This window comes from Shigella sp. FC1544, assembly GCF_001722145.1.
GTDB classification, from domain to species: domain Bacteria; phylum Pseudomonadota; class Gammaproteobacteria; order Enterobacterales; family Enterobacteriaceae; genus Escherichia; species Escherichia coli.
This window is the reverse complement of record NZ_MECT01000315.1, coordinates 1-1,264: the sequence shown is the minus strand read 5'-3', so window position 1 is coordinate 1,264 and position 1,264 is coordinate 1. Positions and strand designations below refer to the sequence as shown.

The window sequence follows — 1,264 nt, the reverse complement described above, 5'->3', positions numbered from 1 at the left end:
TTGAGAAGCGGTGTAAGTGAACTGCAGTTGCCATGTTTTACGGCAGTGAGAGCAGAGATAGCGCTGATGTCCGGCAGTGCTTTTGCCGTTACGCACCACCCCGTCAGTAGCTGAACAGGAGGGACAGCTGATAGAAACAGAAGCCACTGGAGCACCTCAAAAACACCATCATACACTAAATCAGTAAGTTGGCAGCATCACCGGCGTCGGCATTGTCGAAATTCAGGGTGTATTCTGGAGTGACAACAATGTCCTGTTCTTCAGGCACCAGCTTAAAGCAGGTTATTATTTTCATGATTTCTCCTGTGAGTCGCATACGGAACCATCTCCGATGGAAGGTAAAAATGGCCTGAAAATAGTGTGCGATAGCGGTGCGGGGTTTTCGACGGAGCAAGCTGTTTTCCTTGCCAACAATCTTGCAAAAAAAATGCGATCGCTAAAACAAAAGTGCAATTTGCGGCAATATAGTTATTCCATGACCGTACAATCTTGCATTCAGTGTAAATAATCTTGTTTAGCTCTCGCTAAACGCGGTTGTATAACCGCAATACACGCCGTATTTTATCCGGCATATATTGTTTTTGCTTGCTCATGGAATAGGGAGGTTGTCATGTATCAACGCTGTTTTGATAACGCCAGTGAAACGCTGTTTGTCGCCGGTAAAACGCCACGGCTTTCACGTTTTGCATTTAGCGATGATCCAAAATGGGAGTCCGGACATCACGTTCATGACAATGAAACCGAGTTGATTTACGTCAAGAAAGGGGTTGCAAGGTTTACCATCGATTCTTCGTTATATGTCGCACATGCGGATGACATTGTGGTGATAGAACGCGGCAGGCTGCATGCGGTGGCCTCTGACGTTAACGATCCGGCAACGACGTGTACCTGTGCGCTGTACGGCTTTCAGTTTCAGGGGGCTGAGGAAAATCAGCTACTGCAACCGCATTCTGGTAATGCTGCCAACTTACTGATTTAGTGTATGATGGTGATTTTAAGGTGCTTGCGTGGCTTCCATTTCCATCAGATGTCCTTCCTGCTCCGCTACTGAAGGCGTGGTGCGTAACGGCAAAAGCACTGCCGGACATCAGCGCTATCTCTGCTCTCATTGCCGTAAAACATGGCAACTACAGTTCACTAACACCGCCTCTCAGCCCGGTACGCACCAGAAAATCATTGATATGGCCATGAATGGCGTCGGATGTCGCGCCAGTGCACGCATTATGGGCGTTGGCCTCAACACGGTTTTACGTCACTTAAAAAA

The 1,264-nt window shown here is 47.7% G+C and carries 2 protein-coding genes and 2 pseudogenes; 2 read left to right on the top strand and 2 right to left on the bottom strand.

Features of this window, described 5'->3' with window-relative positions:
- Both BGK49_RS27420 and BGK49_RS30510 read right to left on the bottom strand, forming a co-directional pair.
- Positions 1-147 (bottom strand): IS1 family transposase (locus BGK49_RS27420; RefSeq protein ID WP_001393286.1); only part of this gene is annotated, 147 nt, incomplete at its 3' end.
- 55 nt (positions 148-202) lie between these two features.
- Positions 203-295, bottom strand: a pseudogene (locus BGK49_RS30510) (electron transfer flavoprotein); the annotation flags it as partial.
- 315 nt (positions 296-610) lie between these two features.
- Here BGK49_RS30510 and BGK49_RS15050 point away from each other — a divergent pair.
- Together BGK49_RS15050 and BGK49_RS15045 are read left to right on the top strand one after the other, a co-directional pair.
- A pseudogene (locus BGK49_RS15050) lies at positions 611-952 on the top strand (cupin domain-containing protein); the annotation flags it as partial.
- A gap of 55 nt (positions 953-1,007) precedes the next feature.
- On the top strand, positions 1,008-1,264 hold a 257-nt coding region (locus BGK49_RS15045; RefSeq protein ID WP_069375768.1), incomplete at its 3' end, for an IS1-like element transposase.